The following is a 20,079-nucleotide window of genomic DNA, read 5'->3' as shown; positions in this document are numbered from 1 at the left end:
TGAAAGCGGTAGACGCACTTGCACTCGACGTAATCGGCAAATACTCTTAGTAAGTAAATGTTTGCCGTGGTGGCAAGGTGTTAGAACAACAGAGAATATAATGATGCAGGATTTGCGTCTGATATTAATCATTGTTGGCGCGATCGCCATAATCGCTTTACTGGTACACGGTTTCTGGACCAGCCGTAAAGAACGTTCCTCGATGTTTCGCGATCGCCCAATGAAACGTATGAAGTCTCGCGATGACGAAGAGTCTGAGAGCGATGATTTTGATGACGATGTTGAAGGCGTAGGTGAAGTTCGCGTTCACCGGGTGAACCATGCCCCCAATGGCGTAGAGCAAGAAGCACCGCGTCAGGCGCCGCAGCACCAGTATCAGCCTCCTTACGAACGTCAGGTGCAGCAGCAGCCCGTTCGCCCGGAAGAGCCGGTACGGCAGCCGCCTGTTCAGCCTCAGGTTCAACAACCTCAGGTGCAGCAGCCACCGCAGCATGTTGCGCCGCCGCAGCCTGCGCCACAACAGCAGCCTGTGCCCCCGCAGTATCAGCAGCCGTCGCAGCCACCTCAGCAGCCGGTGGTTCAGCAGCCAGCTCAGGTACAGCCACCGCAGCCCGCTGCCCCACAGCAACCTGCCTCCGCGCAGCCGCAGCCTGCGCCTGAACCGCGGGCCGCCGAACCGCAGCAGCCGGCGCCACCGCCGAAAGAGCGCAAAGAGACGGTCATTGTCATGAATGTCTCCGCGCACCAGGGTACTCAGATCAACGGTGAAGTGCTGATCAACAGCATCCAGCAGGCGGGCTTTAAATTTGGCGATATGAATATTTTCCATCGTCATCTCAGCCCGGACGGTAGCGGCCCGGTTCTGTTTAGCCTGGCGAATATGGTTAAACCGGGTACCTTCAATCCGGACGGTATGGCCGATATGACGACTCCGGGCGTTACTATCTTTATGCAGGTGCCGTCGTTTGGTGATGAGCTGCAGAACTTTAAACTGATGCTGCAATCCGCACAGTACATCGCCGATGAAGTGGGTGGCGTGGTGCTGGACGATCAGCGTCGGATGATGACTCCGCAAAAACTACGCGAATATCAAGATCGTATTCGTGAAGTGAAAGAGGCTAACGCCTGATTTATTCCCCTGGCGTTTCGTCTACCAATCCAGAACCCCCGCCTGCCGGGGGTTTTTTATCATTGATGGTGCGATATGGACCCGATCGAACAAAAACTGACTGAACTGCGAACCACGCTTCGCCATCATGAATATCTGTACCATGTTATGGATACCCCGGAAATTCCCGATGCGGAATACGATCGGTTGATGCGCGAACTGCGCGAGCTGGAAACCCAGCATCCGGAGTTGATAACCCCTGATTCGCCTACCCAACGTGTGGGGGCGGCGCCGCTGGCTTCGTTTAGCCAGATCCGCCATGAAGTCCCGATGCTGTCGCTGGACAACGTCTTTGACGAAGAGAGTTTTCTTGCTTTCAATAAGCGCGTACGGGACCGGCTGAAAAGCAGCGACGACCTGACCTACTGCTGCGAGCTGAAGCTGGATGGTCTGGCGGTGAGTATTCTGTATGAAAACGGCGTGCTGGTGCAGGCGGCAACCCGCGGGGACGGCACCACCGGCGAAGATATTACTTCTAATGTCAGAACGATTCGCGCGATCCCGCTGAAGCTGCGCGGCGATAATATTCCTGCTCGCCTGGAGGTGCGCGGCGAAGTGTTCCTGCCGCAGGCCGGGTTTGAAAAAATTAATGAAGAGGCCCGCCGCAGCGGCGGCAAAGTATTTGCTAACCCGCGCAACGCGGCAGCGGGTTCCCTGCGTCAGCTCGATCCGCGGATTACGGCGAAGCGACCACTTACTTTCTTCTGCTATGGCGTTGGCACGCTGGAAGGCGGTGAACTACCGGCCAGCCATTCCGGCCGTCTGCAGCAGTTCAAGGCCTGGGGGCTGCCGGTTAGCGACCGGGTTAAGCTGTGCCATACCCCAGAGGAAGTGCTTACTTACTACCGCCAGGTTGAAGAAGAACGCCCGGATTTGGGGTTTGATATTGATGGCGTGGTGATCAAAGTCGATTCGCTGGCGCTGCAAGAGCAGCTTGGCTTTGTGGCTCGCGCCCCGCGCTGGGCGGTAGCCTTTAAGTTCCCGGCGCAGGAGCAGATGACCTTCGTGCGCGATGTGGAGTTTCAGGTTGGCCGTACCGGGGCAATCACGCCGGTGGCGCGTCTGGAACCGGTACATGTCGCGGGGGTGCTGGTCAGTAACGCCACTTTGCACAATGCCGATGAGATTGCGCGTCTGGGCCTGCGAATCGGCGATAAGGTGGTTATCCGTCGTGCGGGTGACGTTATCCCGCAGGTCGTTAACGTTGTGCTGTCCGAGCGCCCGGAGGAGACGCGGGAGATCGTGTTTCCAACCCACTGCCCGGTATGTCACTCCGATGTCGAGCGGGTAGAAGGCGAAGTGGTGACGCGCTGTACCGGCGGGCTGATTTGCGGGGCGCAGCGTAAAGAGGCGCTCAAACATTTTGTCTCCCGCCGCGCCTTAGATGTCGACGGGATGGGGGATAAAATCATCGACCAGCTGGTGGAGAAAGAGTATGTCCATACCCCGGCAGACCTGTTCCGCTTAAGCGCAGGTATGCTGACCGGCCTCGATCGCATGGGGCCAAAATCAGCGCAAAACGTGGTGAATGCGCTGGAAAAAGCCAGGCACACCACCTTTGCCCGTTTCCTGTACGCCTTAGGTATTCGCGAAGTCGGTGAAGCCACGGCGGCGGGGCTGGCGGCCTATTTCGCCACCCTCGAGGCGCTGGAGCAGGCGTCGATTGAAGAGCTGCAAAAAGTCCCGGATGTGGGCATCGTCGTCGCCACCCATGTCTTTAACTTCTTTGCCGAAGAGAGCAATCGCGATGTTATCGCTCAGCTGCGTGCCGAAGGGGTGAGCTGGCCTGCGCCGGTGGCGGTGAATGCCGAAGAGATCGACAGTCCGTTTGCCGGTAAAACCGTCGTTCTGACCGGTAGTCTCAGCCAGCTTTCACGCGATGACGCGAAGGCGCGTCTGGTGGCGCTGGGAGCGAAAGTCGCTGGCAGCGTATCGAAGAAAACGGACCTGGTGATTGCCGGTGAAGCCGCCGGCTCTAAGCTCGCTAAAGCGCAGGAGCTGGGGATTGCCGTGATCGACGAAGCCGAAATGATGCGTCTGCTGGGAGAATAAGGTGGATAAAGCGCAGCTGATTGAGATTGCCAATACCGACATGCCGTTTGGCAAATACAAAGGCCGTCGCCTGATTGACCTGCCGGAAGAGTATTTGCTGTGGTTTGCCCGTAAGGATCAGTTCCCTGCCGGGCATCTTGGCGAGCTGATGGTATTAACCTTGCTGATTAAAACTGAAGGGCTGACCCAGCTGGTTCAGCCCTTGAAACAGCCGCGTTAAGCTTCCGAGGCGCGGGCCTTCTCCTGCGCCTGTACGGCTTCCGCCTGCCGTTTGTAGCGGCGCGCCAGCACGGCGCACACCATCAGCTGAATCTGATGGAATATCATCAGCGGCAGCACCATGATTCCCAGAATCGAGGTTGGAAAGAGGATGTTGGCCATCGGTATACCGTTTGCCAGGCTCTTCTTCGAGCCGCAAAAAACAATCGTAATCTCATCCGCTTTGTTAAAGCCGCATCTACGCGCGACGAACACGTTGATCGCGATGACGATAGCCAGCAGCACCAGGCTGACGACCACGATGAACAGCAGTGAACCCAGGCCTACTTTATGCCAGATGCCGTTAACAACCGCTTCGCTAAATGCGGAGTAGACCACCAGCAGAATCGAGGTCTGGTCGGTTTTTGAGATCCACTTTTTATGTCGGGCAACCCATTCGCCAATCCACGGGCGAGACAGGTGGCCGAGCACAAACGGCAGCAGAAGTTGCAGCATAATCTTACCGACCTGTTCCAGACTGCCGCCCGCGCCGTGCAGATTCATCAGCAGCCCCACCAGCAGCGGCGAAACAAATATTCCCAGCAGGCTGGAGGCCGATGCCGAACAGACCGCCGCCGCGACGTTGCCCCCCGCCAGCGAGGTAAAGGCAATGGCCGACTGAACGGTCGCAGGCAGGATGCACAGATAGATAAACCCGGTATACAGCGCAGGGTCGACATTAATCGGCGCCCACCAGGCAAACAGCACGCCTAAAACCGGGAACACCACAAACGTGCTGCACATGACCCACAGGTGTAAACGCCAGTGGCTGCCGCCGGCGACGATGGCCTCGCGGGAGAGTTTTGCCCCGTGCATAAAAAACAGCAGCGCAATGGCGGCGGTGGTTAAATGCTCAAAGAAGGGGACAAAACCGCCGCGGGCCGGAAAGAAAGAGGCCAGCAGAACGACGGTAACCAGAGTGAGGGTAAAGGGATCAAGAATGCGGAAAAGTTTCATAGATGCTCCTGAAAATCGATGTGGCTATTGTGCTTTTTCTATTTTGAGAAATAAAATTGATTTATTGCATCTATTCATGAATAAAAAAGATGAATTACTCGCTACGTCAGTTAAAAGTTTTCGTCACCGTCGCCAGAGCAAAAAGCTTCAGCCGGGCGGGAGAGATTATCGGTCTCAGCCAGTCGGCGGTCAGCCACAGCGTAAAAGAGCTGGAGCATCAAACCGGCGTACGGTTGCTCGATCGTACCACCCGGGAAGTGCTGCTGACGGAGGCGGGACAGCAGCTGGCCGGCCGGCTTGAACGGCTGCTGGATGAATTAAATAGCACGCTGCGCGACGCCGGGCGGGTCGGGCAGCAGCTGATGGGGAGCGTACGGGTGGCCGCCAGCCAGACCATTTCCGCGCATCTGATTCCCCAGTGTATTGCGCACAGCAATCGACGCTATCCGCAGATCGATTTTGTGCTGCACGATCGCCCCCAGCAGTGGGTGCTGGAAAGTATTCGTCAGGGGGAGGTCGATTTCGGCATCGTTATCGATCCGGGCGTAACGACGGATCTGCAATGTGAAACGGTACTGGCGGAACCTTTTTTACTGCTCTGCCGCCGCGATCACCCTTTTGCGCAAAAGGCATCGGTGGGCTGGCAGGATCTCCAGCATCAGCGCCTGGTATTACAGGATTATGCATCCGGTAGTCGGCCGCTGATTGATGCGGCGCTACAGCAGTTTGCGATTGAAGCCAATATTGTGCAGGAGATTGGCCATCCGGCGACGTTGTTTCCGATGGTGGAATCCGGGATTGGGATTAGCGTTTTACCGGCGCTGGCACTGCCTTTGCCGCAGGGCAGCCAGCTGCAGGTGAAGCGGCTAACCCCGGTGGTGGAGCGTCAGCTGATGCTGGCGCGACGCAAAAACCGTTCGTTATCAACCGCCGCGCAGGCAATTTGGGAACTGGTACGTGAAGAAGGGGATAATCTGACGTCAGCCAGAGCTCAGGATCCGTTGTATCAGCGTTGACAGCCGGAAACCGGGCCTGCGCAAGATCGGGCTCGGTATCCGAAAACGACAAAAGCGCCGTAAGGCGCTTTTGTCTAAATTTGGTGGGTCGTCAGGATGACCCGGCTTCGCCTCGCCCTACGGGCCGTCGCCGCAAGCGGCTCCGTTGTCTCACTACGTTCGACCCGAACCTGTCGCAGGTGCGAATTTATATCCCGCAGATAGCAAAAAAGCGCCTTTAGGGCGCTTTTTTACATTGGTGGGTCGTGCAGGATTCGAACCTGCGACCAATTGATTAAAAGTCAACTGCTCTACCAACTGAGCTAACGACCCGAAGTGGTGGGTGATGACGGGATCGAACCGCCGACCCCCTCCTTGTAAGGGAGGTGCTCTCCCAGCTGAGCTAATCACCCACTTCGGTACTTCACATTTTAACAAGAAATCCAGCTGGCGAGAAAGTGGTGGGTGATGACGGGATCGAACCGCCGACCCCCTCCTTGTAAGGGAGGTGCTCTCCCAGCTGAGCTAATCACCCACTTCTCAATTTCTTGCTACACGGCGGAGACTACCTAAGTAGTGGTGGGTGATGACGGGTTCGAACCGCCGACCCCCTCCTTGTAAGGGAGGTGCTCTCCCAGCTGAGCTAATCACCCCCGCTGTGTGGAGTCGCATTATAGGGAGAGTTGAAAATGAGTCAACGCCTTTTCTAAATAATTTGTTCGTTCGTCGTAAAATTAAACAAAACGATCGCCAAAGCAGTCGTAAAGCATGATTTATAAACAAAAATGGCAAAGCGTAACGTTCAGACCTGAACAACATTGAGGAATCAGCCCACGGTGTTAGAATATTCACCCATAAATACCCACGGACTCTGCCGGTTGTCGGCATCTTTATTAAACGTAAGGCCATTTCATGAAAATCAAAACTCGCTTCGCGCCCAGCCCGACAGGCTATCTGCACGTTGGCGGTGCGCGTACTGCTCTCTATTCCTGGCTTTTTGCTCGTCACAACGGCGGTGAGTTTGTACTGCGTATTGAAGACACCGATCTCGAACGCTCCACCCCGGAAGCAATTGAAGCCATCATGGATGGGATGAACTGGCTGAATCTGGAATGGGACGAAGGTCCGTATTTCCAGACCAAACGTTTTGACCGCTATAACGCGGTTATTGATGAAATGCTGGAAGCAGGCACGGCTTATAAGTGCTATTGCTCTAAAGAACGTCTGGACGCGCTGCGCGAAGAGCAGATGGCTAAGGGCGAAAAACCGCGTTACGACGGACGCTGCCGTCACGGTCACGAACATCACGCCGATAATGCGCCGTGCGTCGTTCGTTTTGCTAACCCGCAGGAAGGTTCGGTCATTTTTGACGACCAGATCCGTGGGCCGATTGAATTTAGTAACCAGGAACTGGACGATCTGATTATTCGCCGTACCGATGGTTCCCCGACCTACAACTTCTGTGTCGTGGTGGACGACTGGGACATGGAGATCACCCATGTGATCCGCGGTGAAGACCATATCAACAATACTCCGCGTCAGATCAACATCCTGAAGGCGCTGAACGCGCCGGTACCGGTGTATGCGCACGTCTCGATGATTAATGGCGATGACGGTAAAAAACTGTCCAAACGCCACGGCGCCGTGAGCGTGATGCAATATCGCGACGATGGCTATCTGCCAGAAGCGCTGCTGAACTACCTGGTGCGTCTGGGCTGGTCCAGCGGCGACCAGGAGATCTTCAGCCGTGAAGAGATGATTAAGCTCTTCTCCCTCGGCGCGGTGAGCAAATCTGCCAGTGCGTTCAATACCGATAAACTGCTGTGGCTGAACCACCACTACATTAACTCGATGGCGCCGGAGTACGTGGCGACCTATCTGCAGTGGCACATTGAGCAGGAAAATATCGATACCCGCAACGGTCCGCAGCTGGCTGAGCTGGTGACGCTGCTGGGCGAACGTTGCAAGACGCTGAAAGAGATGGCGGCAAGCTGCCGTTACTTCTATGAAGAGTTCGACGAGTTTGATGCCGACGCGGCGAAGAAACATCTGCGCCCGGTCGCTCGTCAGCCTCTGGAAGTCGTACGTGACAAACTCGCCGCCATCAGCGACTGGACGGCGGAAAATGTCCACCACGCGATCCAGGCGACGGCGGATGAGCTGGAAGTCGGGATGGGTAAAGTTGGGATGCCGCTGCGCGTTGCGGTTACAGGGGCAGGTCAGTCACCGGCTCTTGATGTGACGGTGCATGCGATTGGCAAAACCCGTAGCGTAGAACGTATCAACAAAGCGCTGGCATTTATTGCTGAACGCGAAAGTCAGCAGTCCTGATTGCAGGCTTAAAAAAACGGCAGGGTCATCCTGCCGTTTTTTATCGCTTATTTCTGGCTGGCGATGCCCAGCCGGGACAAAAATCCACTGATCCCTTCACGGGCGAGAAGATCCCGCAGGTGCTGCTGTTCTTCCGCCGTCATCAGATGCAGCGTCTCGGCAATTTGCCGCCAGATCGCCCCGGCATCGTTAACAAAATAGTTACCGGACGGTTCCGCCAGCTGCGATTCGGTGAGCAGATGACGCAGCGCCGGGATGTTGGCCAGAAAATCGAGCACCGGCTTATCGATAACGATGAGACGCGCGCGGCCGCCTTTAACGCCGGGAATGGTCTCGGTGCGCCATTTTTGTTCTCTGGCCCAGCGGTTAATGGTTTGTCTGGCAAGACCAAGACACTCCGCCAGCTCGGCCGGGGTCATTTTATCTTTTAATTTCATCATTATGTTACTGGTCACGAATATCCAGACGCTGGAGTAACCCGGTAATGCCTTCGCGCAGCAGTAGCGACATAAGCTGTTTTTGTTCGCCGGGGGTCAGCTCTTTAGTGAGCGTCAGAAGTAAAGGTTCGAGGTCGTTTTCTGCTGCGGAATAAGAAGACGCGGGTTCCGCCACGCGCTGCGCGCTGCGAATAAATTCTTTGACCTGCTCATTAACGTGCACGAGGCGTGCCTTACCGCCTTGCACGCCGGGCCGAGGTGATGTCTGCCATCCCTCTTTACGTACCCATTTATTGATCGTCTGCCGACTGAAGCCGGTAAGGTGCGCGATTTCTTCAGGTGTCATTCGTTCCTTGAGCATCCTATTTCCTGAGTAAACATGTGGGAATTAGTTGTCCATGTTATAGCATCCTTTTACAGGAAAGGGTGACATGTTTAACGTCTCCCTGCGATAAGGCTCGCAATGTCAGCGAGTTGCCTGCTTTTTCAGCGATCAAATAGCGCGGAGGCATTTTGCCGTTGACACCTGACGAAGGAATTCATATTATGCCGCCCGTCAACACGACACGTTTTACGGTTAGGGGCTATAGCTCAGCTGGGAGAGCGCTTGCATGGCATGCAAGAGGTCAGCGGTTCGATCCCGCTTAGCTCCACCAAATCCTGCTCCCATCAGGTTTGGTTCGTAACAACGTTCTGTGGGGCTATAGCTCAGCTGGGAGAGCGCTTGCATGGCATGCAAGAGGTCAGCGGTTCGATCCCGCTTAGCTCCACCAAATTCAGAACCCTCGCTTCGGCGGGGGTTTTTTGTTTTCTTCGCTTGCCAATGTAAAGCACTTTCTGTTTAAGTCAGAAACCGTTCCGCGATTAGAATTAAATGTAATTTCAGATTCTTCCTCGAGTTATTTCCTTGCCTGCCATAATTAACCCCCTTAGTATTTCCCCATATAAGATCTTATTTCCGGCGCTGGAGTTTTGATTAACAATAATGATTGGTAAATTTAACATTAATATCAGAAAGACTTTACTGGCGCTGATAGTTTGTTTAATCACTATCCCTTTGGCACGGTATATTTCACCGCAGGCAATTATTGATGGAAATCAAGTTTTCCTCGCCTGGTTGCCATTAAGCATGATGTACGCGGTGCTTTTTATTTTTGGGCGAAATGCAGTTGCCCCATTGATTATCGCATTTGCCATTACCAACCACCTGATTCTCTCCCTGACGCCAGTACAGGCCGCGCTCCTGTTATTCTGTCAGTTATTCTCGGTACTGGTATCCTGTGCGCTGGTCAGAATGCTGATCGGGGCGCGATGGCGCAACGGGCTCACGGCAAAATATATGGGGACAAGAATTTTCTGGGGCGGTTTTTTTACCCCCGTGTTAATGAAGCTGACGATGTATCTGGTCGGCGTATTTTTCTCATTTCCTCTGGCTATCTCCAGCTACTTCAAGGGGATGTCGGCTGTTTATATCATTATTGATATTCAAAGTCTGATTGGTGCCGCATTAATATTCACTACCTTCTTTTATTATCCAGTACGGATGATTATCAGTCCGCGTTATGCAAAAGCTTTCTGGCGACGTCATTGTCAACCATGGCTCACTGGTGAGCATCGGGTATTTACGCGATATTGGTTTATGGCCCTCGCCGCCATATTACTGGTACTCTGTATGCCTTATGATTCTGATTTTATTGCGGGCTATTTAGTTCCCCTTGTTTTTATTCTGTACTTTATTGGTATTAGCCGTCTGGGACATGTACTCATTCGCATCTCGTGGTCTGTTTCGGCATTTTTGCTCGTTGCCTGTAATCAAAATTTCCTCCATGGCGTACGGACCGAATACTCACTATCATTTGTCCTTTCCGTGCTGATCTCATTTACCATCTGTCTGTTTTATATGGTCGATATGTATGGTCAGAATGAAAGAACCAAACTCCGCTGGCGGGATCGGGCTCAGGAAGATCCTCTCACCGGTTTACCCAATCTCCGGGCGCTGGAGTGCTATTTACGCCGTAACCCCGATGTCACGGTCAGTAGTCTACGCATCGTCAATCTGGACTTCCTTAGTCGCCATTACGGTATGATGATGCGGGTGCATTGCAAACGGCAAATTGCCAGCAAAATACACCCGCTGTTGGGCGCGGACGATAAGCTCTTTCAACTGCCCGGCAGCGAATTATTGCTGGTTTTAGGCGGCCCCGAACCCGCCGCGCGGCTGGGGCATCTCGTCGCCATGCTTAATCACACCCGGTTTAGCTGGCACAACCAGACGCTGGACCTGGAGTTTGGCGCCGCGTGGGAAAGATACCGCGGCGTGGAGGAGGGGCTGCACCCCATGCTGGGCCAACTGAGCTGGCTGTCGGAGCAGGCGGGCGCCGATCGCCAGGTGCTGGCGCTGGATGCGGCGCAGGAACAGGTCTGCGACCAAACCAGCGAGCAGGTCAGGCTCCTGACTCAGGTCAAGCAGGCGCTTAAGGAACGTGGTCTGGTGCTGTATGCCCAGCCGATACAAAACCCGGCGGGGGAGGGGTATTACGAAATCCTGACCCGTATGCGCTGCGATGGTTCAATCATGACCCCGGACCAGTTTATTCCGCTGATTGCGCAGTTCAATCTGAGCCAGCGTTTCGATATGCTGGTTCTGGAGACGCTATTCAGCACACTCCATCAGCATCCCGGGCAGCACTTCGCGGTGAATTTACTGCCTTATACCCTGATGCAAAAAGATAGCGCCGCGCAGATTATCGCCCTGTTTAAACGCTATCAGCTTTCTCCGGCAGCGATAACGGTCGAAATTACCGAAGAGCAGGCGTTCAGCGATGTCGGCGACAGTATGCATAACATTCATCAGCTGCGGGATTTTGGCTGCGCTATCGCCATTGATGATTTTGGTACCGGTTATGCGAACTACGAGCGGCTGAAGCACCTGCAGGCTGATATCGTCAAGATTGACGGCTGCTTTGTGCGTGACCTCGGGCGCGAGCCGCTGGATGCGATCATGATTAAATCGATAATTGAGATGGCGAAGGTGAAAAACCTGAAGGTGGTGGCGGAGTATGTCGAGACACAAGCGCAGCGAGAGCTACTTCTGGCATTAGGTGTCGACTATTTACAGGGATACTTAATTGGCAAACCGCGGCCGCTTAGCGAACTCCGGGCGTAAAAAAACCGGGTCAAGCCCGGCTTTTTTACAACATGGGAGGCTTACAGTACCAGTGCGGCGATAGACGCAGAAAGCACGCTCACCAGCGTTGAACCGTAAACCAGCTTCAGACCAAAGCGGGAAACCACGTTACCCTGTTCTTCATTCAGGCCCTTAATCGCCCCGGCAATAATCCCGATGGAGGAGAAGTTGGCGAAGGAGACCAGGAAGATAGAGATGATGCCTTCAGCGCGCGGAGAGAGCGTGCTGGCAATTTTCTGCAGATCCATCATCGCCACGAATTCGTTAGACACCAGTTTGGTGGCCATGATACTGCCCACCTGCAGCGCTTCACCTGCCGGAACCCCCATCACCCAGGCAACCGGGTAGAAAATGTAGCCAAGGATGCCCTGGAAGGAGATGCTATGGCCGAACCAGCCGGTGACGGTGGCGAACAGGGCGTTCAGCGCGGAAATCAACGCGATGAAACCGATCAGCATGGCCGCAACGATAATCGCCACTTTAAAGCCTGCCAGAATGTATTCACCCAGCATTTCAAAGAAGCTCTGACCTTCGTGCAGGTTGGACATCTGCAGATTTTCTTCGCTCTCATTCACGCGATACGGGTTAATCAGCGACAGCACGATAAAGGTGCTGAACATGTTAAGAACCAGCGCGGCAACGACATATTTTGGCTGCAGCATGGTCATGTACGCGCCCACGATTGACATGGAGACGGTCGACATAGCGGTCGCCGCCATGGTGTACATGCGGTTGCGCGACATTTTGCCCAGAATATCTTTATAGGCGATAAAGTTTTCCGACTGGCCGAGAATCAGCGAGCTGACGGCGTTGAAGGATTCCAGTTTGCCCATGCCGTTCACTTTTGACAGCACGGTACCAATCGCGCGAATGACGACGGGCAGGATACGGATATGCTGCAAAATCCCGATCAGCGCAGAGATGAAGACGATAGGACACAGCACCTTCAGGAAGAAGAAGGCCAGGCCTTTGTCATTCATATTGCCGAAGACGAAGTTTGTCCCTTCGTTGGCAAAACCGAGCAGTTTTTCGAACATCTCGGAGAAGCCTTTCACAAAGCCCAGGCCGATATCGGAGTTCAGGAAGAACCACGCCAGTAATACTTCAATGACAAGTAATTGAATAACATAACGAATGCGAATTTGCTTACGGTTATGGCTGACCAGAAGGGCCAGTATAGCCACCACTACGATCGCGAGGATAAAATGCAAGACGCGGTCCATATTTGCTCCAAATATGAGGCAGGTTAAATTTCTTTGCACATTCTATGTAACAAGAACAAAGAAAACGAGATCAAATCCACACTATTACAAGGAACTGTGACCAATCACCAAAATAGTGATCGAACATACATTTTTGTTATGTTGCGTAAAGGTTTTAAAAGTTGCTGAGTTTGTACTAATCTGTGACCAGGCGAGATGCAATTTCATCAATGCCACTTTTTCGTTGTTAGCCGCTGGTGTTCCCTCCTATCACAGCAATAATGATCATCTTTCTCAATGAACTTGATAATCATTCGCATTTTGATAGCATGAAACATAGCAAAGGCTATATTTCAGAGGCAGAAAATGACAAGCAGTCGCGTTGAGAATAGCAGCGGTCGCGCAGCGCGCAAGATGAAGCTCGCATTGATGGGGCCTGCCTTCATTGCTGCCATTGGTTATATCGATCCGGGCAACTTTGCCACCAATATCCAGGCCGGGGCCAGCTTTGGCTACCAGCTGCTATGGGTAGTCGTGTGGGCAAACCTGATGGCGATGCTGATTCAGGTGCTATCTGCGAAGCTTGGGATCGCCACGGGTAAAAATCTCGCGGAGCAGATCCGCGATCACTACCCGCGCCCGGTGGTGTGGTTCTACTGGGTCCAGGCGGAAATTATCGCCATGGCGACCGACCTTGCTGAGTTTATTGGCGCCGCCATTGGCTTTAAGCTGATCCTTGGCGTCTCTTTACTGCAGGGGGCCGTATTGACGGGGGTTGCCACTTTCCTGATTTTGATGCTTCAGCGCCGCGGGCAAAAGCCGCTGGAGAAAGTGATTGGCGGACTGCTGCTGTTCGTCGCAGTCGCCTATATCGTTGAGCTTATTTTCTCGCAACCGGCGCTGGCGCCGCTGGCAAAAGGGATGATCGTCCCGAGTCTGCCGAACGGCGAAGCGGTGTTCCTTGCCGCCGGGGTGCTGGGCGCAACCATCATGCCGCACGTTATCTATTTACACTCTTCGTTAACCCAGAATCTGCATGGCGGTACGCGTAAAGAGCGTTATCACGCGACCCGCTGGGACGTCGCGATTGCCATGACCATCGCCGGCTTCGTTAACCTCGCCATGATGGCGACCGCTGCCGCCGCCTTTCACTTTAACGGCCACACGGGCATTGCCGATCTGGATCAAGCGTATTTGACCCTGGAACCGCTGTTAAGTCATGCGGCGGCGACGATATTTGGTCTGAGCCTGGTGGCCGCCGGTCTGTCGTCAACGGTGGTGGGGACGCTGGCCGGCCAGGTGGTTATGCAGGGTTTTATCCGCTTCCATATTCCGCTGTGGTTTCGTCGTCTGGTTACCATGCTGCCGTCGTTTATCGTTATTATGATGGGGCTGGAGCCGACCCGTATTTTGGTGATGAGTCAGGTATTGTTGAGCTTTGGTATCGCCCTGGCGCTGGTACCGCTGTTGATTTTCACCAGTAATTCCCAACTGATGGGCGAACTGGTGAATACGCCGTGGATTAGACGTACGGGGTGGGTGATTGTGGCGATTGTGGTGCTGCTCAACGGCTGGCTACTGGTCGGTACGGTGTCGGGACTGTAATTCGTTCGGCCAATCAAGCGGGGAGCCCTGGGGCTCCCCGAAGTGATTAGTGATGACCATGACCGTGGCCACCCGGCCCACGCCCCCAGCCGCCGCGATGGTCGCGACGATCGTTCCAGCCCTCGCGATAACCGCGTTCGTAAGCCTTCCGTTTATCCCAACCGTGATGACGCCTGTTATCATAATGACGCCAGCGGTTGTCACGCCATTCATAGTGACGACGCCAGTAATCACGGTCGCGCCAGCCGCCACCGTCCCAGTAATTACCGTAATTATCACGATCGCCTATTTGTAATTTTACAGATGGCAGCAGGGTGATCTCTCCGGCATTAGCGGCCCATGGCGCTGAAGCCAAAAGCACTGCTGCCAGAATCAGTGACCTGAACATACTCTTCTCCTTCACGATCGGGGCCTGAGAACCTGATGAATAGGCTCTCATTGGACCTGTAACGTGATATTACGGGGCGGTAAAGCCCCGCAGCATTGGATGAACTCCTAAATCGCGGATAAGAGCACTTTTTGCTAAAGGAAATCTTCGTTTACGCCGCAAGGATGGCGTCAATCGCCATGCGCTCTTCAGCGCTGAAATGCCGGTTGCTCAACATGCCGACGGCATCGTCAAGCTGTGCCGTTTTGCTGGCACCAATCAGTACCGAGGTTACTTTCTCATCCCGAAGCACCCAGGCGAGCGCCATCTGCGAGAGCTTCTGCCCGCGGGCCTGCGCCAGCGCGTCCAGCTGGCGCACTTTTGCCAGCTTCGCTTCGGTTAACTGATCGGCCTGCAGGAAGCGGCTGCCGCTGGCAATGCGGGAATCCGCAGGAATACCGTGCAGATAGCGGTCGGTCAGCTGGCCGCCGGACAGCGGTGAAAACGCAATGCTTCCTACCCCTTCCGCCTGCAGAAAATCGAGTAACCCCTCCTCAACCCACCGTTCGAGCATCGAGTATTTAGGTTGATGGATAAGGCACGGCGTACCGAGATCATTGAGGATGCTCACCGCCTCAGCGGCCTGCGCCAGCGGATAGTTGGAAAGCCCGACGTACAGCGCTTTACCCTGACGTACGATATGGTCCAGCGCGCGCATGGTTTCCCGCAGCGGGGTTTGCGGATCGGGGCGGTGATGATAGAAGATATCCACGTATTCCAGCCCCATACGCTTCAGGCTTTGGTCGAGGCTGGCCACCAGATATTTGCGCGACCCCCAGTCACCGTAAGGCCCGTCCCACATGGTGTAACCGGCCTTAGTGGAGATGAGCAGCTCGTCGCGCCAGGGCAAAAAATCTTCCCGCAGAATGCGGCCGAAATTGCTCTCCGCCGACCCGGGAGGCGGCCCGTAGTTGTTGGCTAAATCAAAATGCGTGATGCCTAGATCAAACGCGTGCCGCAGCAGCTGGCGGCTGGTTTCCACCCGCGTTTCGTCGCCAAAGTTGTGCCATAGGCCGAGTGAAATTGCCGGTAGCTTTAAGCCGCTCCGCCCGCAACGACGATATTCCATGGTTTGATATCGCGCCGCATTTGCCTGGTAAACCATACTTCCTCCGCAGATAGGACCGGTTGTGTATACGTTTACACTAAAGAATGTTCAGCGCGGAGTACACTCCCCAAATGCGTAAATTTTGCTTTCCACCCCGATTATTGTTCGCAATCTGGACAGTTTGATCGCTTATTCAATACTCAGATTACCTGCACGGGAGGAGGAGTATGGATATGCAACCGACTTATACCATTGGCGATTATCTGCTGGATCGTCTCGTAGATTGCGGCATAGACCGCTTGTTTGGCGTACCTGGCGATTACAATTTACAGTTCCTCGACCGCGTCATCGCCCATGATGCGTTGGGATGGGTTGGCTGTGCGAATGAGCTCAATGCCGCCTACGCCGCCGATGGCTATGCGCGTATTAAAGGGGCCGGCGCGCTGCTGACGACCTATGGCGTGGGCGAGCTGAGCGCGCTTAACGGCGTGGCCGGCAGTTATGCGGAACATATTCCGGTTCTGCACATCGTCGGCGCCCCCTGTTCCGGGTCGCAGCAGCGCGGAGAGCTGTTGCACCATACTCTGGGAGATGGCGACTTCACCCATTTCTCGCGCATGAGCGAACAGATCACCTGCACCCACGCCACGCTGACGGCGGGGAATGCCTGCCATGAGATCGACCGCGTGCTGAGCGACATGTTAACCCATCATCGCCCCGGCTATTTGATGCTGCCGGCCGACGTGGCAAAAGCGAAAGCGACGCCGCCTGCCCGGCGCCTGGCGATCGAGGGGCCGCCGGCGGATGAGAATCAGCTGGCCAGCTTTCGTGAATATGCCGGGCAGATGCTACGCAGCAGCCGGCGGGTCTCGCTGCTGGCGGATTTCCTTGCGCAGCGCTATGGCCTGCAGGATACGCTGCGGGCGTGGGTGGCGAAAACGCCGATCGCTTACGCCACGATGCTGATGGGCAAAGGGCTGTTCGATGAGCAACAGCGCGGTTTTGTCGGCACCTACAGCGGAATCGCCAGCGCTCCGCAAACCCGGGAAGCCATCGAAAATGCCGATACTATCATCTGCGTAGGCACCCGCTTTACCGATACCATTACCGCCGGGTTCACCCAACACCTCCCCCTTGAACAGACCATTGAAATTCAGCCGTTTGCCGTCAGAGTCGGCGAGCACTGGTTCAGCCGTATCCCGATGGATCAGGCGCTGGGGGTGTTGATGACGTTGTCCGCTGGCCTGGCCGCGGAGTGGAGGTTGCCGTCGTGCTCCGCGCCGGAGGCGGGAGGGGCCGCCGGGGGTAGTCTGACGCAGCGTAATTTCTGGAGCACGGTACAGGAGCAGCTGCGTCCTGGGGATATTATTCTCGCCGACCAGGGGACGGCGGCCTTCGGGGTTGCCGCGCTGAAGCTGCCGTCCGACGCGACGCTGCTGGTGCAGCCGCTGTGGGGATCGATAGGCTTTACCCTTCCGGCAGCCTACGGCGCGCAAACCGCGGCGCCGGGCCGGCGGGTGGTATTGATCGTCGGCGATGGGGCCGCTCAGCTGACGATCCAGGAGATGGGCTCAATGTTGCGCGATAAACAGAACCCGCTGATTTTGCTGCTCAATAACGAAGGATACACGGTCGAGCGCGCCATCCACGGACCGGAGCAGCGCTATAACGATATCGCGCTGTGGGACTGGAACCGGCTGCCGGGAGCCTTCGCCCCGGGAGTACCGTCCCGCTGCTGGCGCGTGACGAACACGGAGGAGCTTGAAGAGGCGATGGCCGACAGCGTCGGCTCAGACAAGCTGACGCTGGTGGAGGTCATGCTGCCCAAAATGGATATCCCGGATTTCCTGCGAGCGGTTACCGAGGCGCTGGAGGAGCGAAACAGCCGCGTCTAATCGTTGCGATGTCGGGCGATCATCAACGGCTTCCCGGCCAACAGCAGCCAGGCCGGGAGCATCACGATGCACAGCAGCGGCAGCAGGGTCGTATCCGGCACCACGACCGCCGCCATAAACAGGCTCAGCCAGCCATCGCGGGTGACCACCAGAGTCATGCCGAGGATGGCGCAGGAGACCGTGATGGCGGCCGGAACCGCGTCCACGTGCGCGTGCAGCATTAAACCGAGCGCCACGCCGACGAACACCGCGGGGAAAATGCGCCCGCCGCGAAAACCGCTGGCGGCGGCCAGCACCAGCGCCGCCAGCTTCACCAGCGCAATCAGCAAAAAGTCGCCGGCGGTCAGGGTCTGGCTAAAGGCGATCTGCTGCATTTCATCCAGCCCTTTGAACAGCGTGATATGCCCGCCAATTGCGCCAAGAATACCCAGCAGCAACCCGCCGACGCCCAGCGTCAGGACGGGGTTTTTCAGGCGATGCATCAGCGCGTGCAGCCGCGGTAGACACCAGACGGCAACCATTCCCACGGCAATCGCGATAAGCGTGACGATAGCGCCGCTAAAGATGTCCACGAGGTGCATTTGCGGATACTGCGGGATCGGCAGCGAGAAGCCGGGATGGAAAAACAGATCGGTGGTCAGCGCGCCGGCCGCTGCCGCCAGCAGCGGGGCGAACAACCGATCCCACAGCGGCACCTCATTGCTGCTGTTGAGGGTTTGCGAAAAAATGAGCGCCGCGGCCACCGGCGTACCGAACAGCGCGCCGATGGTGCCGGCGGCGGCAAGGATCGTCCAGTCCAGCGAGCTGACCCGGGGAAACAGGCGTGAACCCAGCGCCACCGCAAGGGCAATATTGACCACCATGATCGGGTGTTCCGGTCCAAGGCTGACGCCGCCGGCGAGACCTAAAATCAATGCCGCAAGCAGGCCGGGCAGCGCGTTGGTGCTGATGGGGGCGCTGATTAACGACTCGCTAGCCGGATCCGGGCCGGCATGCCCGGGGCTAAAACGCACGATCAGTCCGACGGCGATACCGGTCATCGTCAGGAGGGCAATGGTCCACAGTTGACCGCTGCCCTCGATACCTAAGCTTAGCGGCACGACGGACCACAGGAGATTTTGCAATACCGCTGCAATCTTCATCGTCACAATCAATACAAGGCTGGAAGCGATACCAATAATCAGTGCGGGTATCGATAACAACAGCATCGTTCTGGCGCGCGGATGCAGCATGAAAAATTTCCTTTTGATGGTTACGCGGCACGCGTTTGCTTCGACGCTCTCCGCGCACGGAGACAAGCGCGTGCTGAAACGAGAAAGTGGCGGCTATGCCTGACGATCTCGCGCGGCGTCGATAATCATTTTTCACAGATTACAACCTAAATGTGACATAGATCGCTAAACTGTGGGCGCTTGTGCGTTGGTCGTTGTTGTTAAGGCATCATGAATTTACAGTGTGCCAAAGAATCATTTTGACTTTAGTGGAGCCGTAACGGAATGACAAAATTTGCTTTAGTAGGAGACGTCGGCGGAACCAATGCCCGACTGGCATTATGTGATATGGCAAGCGGGGAGATTTCGCGGGCAAAAACCTATTCCGGGCTCGATTATCCCAGTCTTGAAGCCGTTGTTCGCGTCTATTTGCAAGAGCAGAACGTCGAGGTTGAAGACGGCTGCATCGCGATTGCCTGTCCGATTACCGGTGACCGGGTGACGATGACGAACCATACCTGGGCCTTTTCCATCGCTGAAATGCAAAAGAACCTCGGGTTCTCCCATCTGGAAATCATCAACGATTTTACCGCGGTATCGATGGCGATCCCGATGCTGAAAGCTGAACATCTGATTCAGTTTGGCGGTACGGCGCCGGTGGAGGGGAAACCTATCGCCGTCTACGGCGCGGGAACCGGTCTCGGCGTCGCACATCTGGTGCCCGTCGATAAACGCTGGGTAAGCCTGCCGGGCGAGGGCGGCCACGTTGACTTCGCGCCAAACAGCGAAGAAGAGGGCCTTATCCTCGAAGAGCTGCGCGCCGAACTGGGCCACGTCTCTGCCGAACGCGTATTGTCCGGCCCGGGTCTGGTGAATCTTTATCGGGCGATTGTGAAATCTGACGGCCGTCTGCCGGAAAATCTCCAGCCGAAAGATGTGACCGAACGCGCGCTGGCGGATAGCTGTATCGACTGTCGTCGCGCGCTGTCGCTGTTCTGCGTGATTATGGGGCGCTTTGGCGGCAACCTGGCGTTGACGTTGGCCACCTTCGGCGGCGTGTATATTGCGGGCGGCATTGTACCGCGCTTCCTGGAGTTCTTTAAATCCTCCGGCTTCCGCGGCGGTTTTGAAGACAAAGGGCGATTTAAAGCCTTCGTTCAGGATATCCCGGTATACCTGATCGTCCACGACAACCCGGGGCTGTTGGGGGCCGGGGCGCATCTGCGTCAGACCCTGGGTCAGATTCTCTGAGACTCAGCCAGCCAGCCCGTACCGGCGTTGCCACGCCCGGGCGGGCTGCCATCCT

16 protein-coding genes, 6 tRNA genes and 1 other RNA gene are annotated in these 20,079 nt (G+C 55.6%); 11 read left to right on the top strand and 12 right to left on the bottom strand.

What is annotated here, in order from left to right; translation table 11 throughout:
* Window positions 1-100: 100 nt before the first annotated feature.
* The 3 genes from zipA to EDF73_RS03705 all read left to right on the top strand — a co-directional run bounded on the left by zipA (window position 101) and on the right by EDF73_RS03705 (window position 3,440).
* Window positions 101-1,129: a cell division protein ZipA gene (gene zipA, locus EDF73_RS03715; protein WP_165905632.1), complete on the top strand. Its 1,029-nt coding sequence runs from the start codon at window positions 101-103 to the stop codon at window positions 1,127-1,129.
* A gap of 75 nt (window positions 1,130-1,204) precedes the next feature.
* Window positions 1,205-3,220 (top strand): NAD-dependent DNA ligase LigA, encoded by a 2,016-nt coding sequence (gene ligA, locus EDF73_RS03710; protein ID WP_132725891.1) that lies wholly within the window; start codon window positions 1,205-1,207, stop codon window positions 3,218-3,220.
* A gap of 1 nt (window position 3,221) precedes the next feature.
* Window positions 3,222-3,440, top strand: coding sequence for a DUF3820 family protein (locus EDF73_RS03705; protein WP_132725888.1), 219 nt, complete (start codon window positions 3,222-3,224; stop codon window positions 3,438-3,440).
* Here the strand turns inward: EDF73_RS03705 and EDF73_RS03700 are convergent.
* Window positions 3,437-4,435, bottom strand: a complete 999-nt coding sequence (locus EDF73_RS03700; protein WP_132725885.1) for a bile acid:sodium symporter family protein — start codon at window positions 4,433-4,435, stop codon at window positions 3,437-3,439. The genes EDF73_RS03705 and EDF73_RS03700 overlap by 4 nt on opposite strands.
* Before the next feature lie 89 nt (window positions 4,436-4,524).
* Here EDF73_RS03700 and EDF73_RS03695 point away from each other — a divergent pair, with 89 nt between their 5' ends.
* Window positions 4,525-5,451 (top strand): LysR family transcriptional regulator, encoded by a 927-nt coding sequence (locus EDF73_RS03695; RefSeq protein WP_132725883.1) that lies wholly within the window; start codon window positions 4,525-4,527, stop codon window positions 5,449-5,451.
* Between the two features lie 81 nt (window positions 5,452-5,532).
* Here EDF73_RS03695 and EDF73_RS03690 read toward each other — a convergent pair.
* From EDF73_RS03690 to EDF73_RS03670, 5 genes are all read right to left on the bottom strand, one after another.
* Window positions 5,533-5,663: non-coding RNA, RtT sRNA (locus EDF73_RS03690), on the bottom strand.
* Between the two features lie 24 nt (window positions 5,664-5,687).
* Window positions 5,688-5,763, bottom strand: a tRNA-Lys gene (locus tag EDF73_RS03685).
* A gap of 4 nt (window positions 5,764-5,767) precedes the next feature.
* Window positions 5,768-5,843, bottom strand: a tRNA-Val gene (locus EDF73_RS03680).
* Window positions 5,844-5,889: 46 nt separating this feature from the next.
* Window positions 5,890-5,965: transfer RNA gene (locus tag EDF73_RS03675), tRNA-Val, on the bottom strand.
* A gap of 42 nt (window positions 5,966-6,007) precedes the next feature.
* Window positions 6,008-6,083: transfer RNA gene (locus EDF73_RS03670), tRNA-Val, on the bottom strand.
* Between the two features lie 259 nt (window positions 6,084-6,342).
* Here EDF73_RS03670 and gltX point away from each other — a divergent pair.
* Window positions 6,343-7,761, top strand: a complete 1,419-nt coding sequence (gene gltX / locus EDF73_RS03660; protein WP_132725880.1) for a glutamate--tRNA ligase — start codon at window positions 6,343-6,345, stop codon at window positions 7,759-7,761.
* A 47-nt stretch (window positions 7,762-7,808) separates the two neighbouring features.
* On the opposite strand, the gene EDF73_RS03655 is transcribed toward gltX, so the two are convergent.
* Complete coding sequence (locus tag EDF73_RS03655) at window positions 7,809-8,201, bottom strand: YfeC-like transcriptional regulator (RefSeq protein ID WP_132725877.1); 393 nt, start codon at window positions 8,199-8,201, stop codon at window positions 7,809-7,811.
* Window positions 8,202-8,205: 4 nt separating this feature from the next.
* Entirely contained in the window at window positions 8,206-8,559 is a 354-nt protein-coding gene (locus tag EDF73_RS03650; RefSeq protein ID WP_132725875.1) for a YfeC-like transcriptional regulator, read from the bottom strand.
* A 219-nt stretch (window positions 8,560-8,778) separates the two neighbouring features.
* Here EDF73_RS03650 and EDF73_RS03645 point away from each other — a divergent pair.
* The 3 genes from EDF73_RS03645 (at window position 8,779) to EDF73_RS03635 (ending at window position 11,364) form a co-directional block, all read left to right on the top strand.
* Window positions 8,779-8,854, top strand: a tRNA-Ala gene (locus EDF73_RS03645).
* Between the two features lie 41 nt (window positions 8,855-8,895).
* Window positions 8,896-8,971 (top strand) — tRNA-Ala (locus EDF73_RS03640).
* A 212-nt stretch (window positions 8,972-9,183) separates the two neighbouring features.
* On the top strand, window positions 9,184-11,364 hold the full coding sequence (locus tag EDF73_RS03635; protein WP_132725872.1) for an EAL domain-containing protein: 2,181 nt from the start codon (window positions 9,184-9,186) through the stop codon (window positions 11,362-11,364).
* A 41-nt stretch (window positions 11,365-11,405) separates the two neighbouring features.
* Here the strand turns inward: EDF73_RS03635 and EDF73_RS03630 are convergent, their stop codons facing one another.
* Window positions 11,406-12,608 carry a NupC/NupG family nucleoside CNT transporter gene (locus EDF73_RS03630; protein WP_132725869.1) on the bottom strand — a complete coding sequence of 401 codons (1,203 nt, stop codon included), beginning with the start codon at window positions 12,606-12,608 and terminating at the stop codon, window positions 11,406-11,408.
* Between the two features lie 345 nt (window positions 12,609-12,953).
* Here EDF73_RS03630 and EDF73_RS03625 point away from each other — a divergent pair, with 345 nt between their 5' ends.
* A complete protein-coding gene (locus tag EDF73_RS03625; protein WP_132725866.1) occupies window positions 12,954-14,192 on the top strand; it encodes an Nramp family divalent metal transporter in 1,239 nt (412 codons plus the stop codon).
* A 46-nt stretch (window positions 14,193-14,238) separates the two neighbouring features.
* On the opposite strand, the gene EDF73_RS03620 is transcribed toward EDF73_RS03625, so the two are convergent.
* Both EDF73_RS03620 and mgrA read right to left on the bottom strand, forming a co-directional pair.
* On the bottom strand, window positions 14,239-14,580 hold the full coding sequence (locus tag EDF73_RS03620; RefSeq protein WP_132725863.1) for a DUF2502 domain-containing protein: 342 nt from the start codon (window positions 14,578-14,580) through the stop codon (window positions 14,239-14,241).
* Window positions 14,581-14,731: 151 nt separating this feature from the next.
* Complete coding sequence (mgrA, locus tag EDF73_RS03615; protein ID WP_132725860.1) at window positions 14,732-15,724, bottom strand: L-glyceraldehyde 3-phosphate reductase; 993 nt, start codon at window positions 15,722-15,724, stop codon at window positions 14,732-14,734.
* A 176-nt stretch (window positions 15,725-15,900) separates the two neighbouring features.
* On the opposite strand from mgrA, the gene EDF73_RS03610 reads away from it, so the two are divergent.
* Entirely contained in the window at window positions 15,901-17,562 is a 1,662-nt protein-coding gene (locus EDF73_RS03610; protein WP_132725857.1) for a thiamine pyrophosphate-binding protein, read from the top strand.
* Here the strand turns inward: EDF73_RS03610 and EDF73_RS03605 are convergent.
* Window positions 17,559-18,794 (bottom strand): ion channel protein, encoded by a 1,236-nt coding sequence (locus EDF73_RS03605; RefSeq protein WP_132725854.1) that lies wholly within the window; start codon window positions 18,792-18,794, stop codon window positions 17,559-17,561. The genes EDF73_RS03610 and EDF73_RS03605 overlap by 4 nt on opposite strands.
* Before the next feature lie 264 nt (window positions 18,795-19,058).
* Here EDF73_RS03605 and glk point away from each other — a divergent pair, with 264 nt between their 5' ends.
* Window positions 19,059-20,024 (top strand): glucokinase, encoded by a 966-nt coding sequence (gene glk / locus EDF73_RS03600; RefSeq protein WP_132725851.1) that lies wholly within the window; start codon window positions 19,059-19,061, stop codon window positions 20,022-20,024.
* The last annotated feature ends 55 nt before the right edge of the window (window positions 20,025-20,079 follow it).

This window comes from Klebsiella sp. BIGb0138 (genome assembly GCF_004342285.1).
Lineage (GTDB): Bacteria > Pseudomonadota > Gammaproteobacteria > Enterobacterales > Enterobacteriaceae > Klebsiella.
The sequence above is the reverse complement of the archived record's forward strand: the minus strand, read 5'-3'. Positions and strand labels throughout refer to the sequence as shown.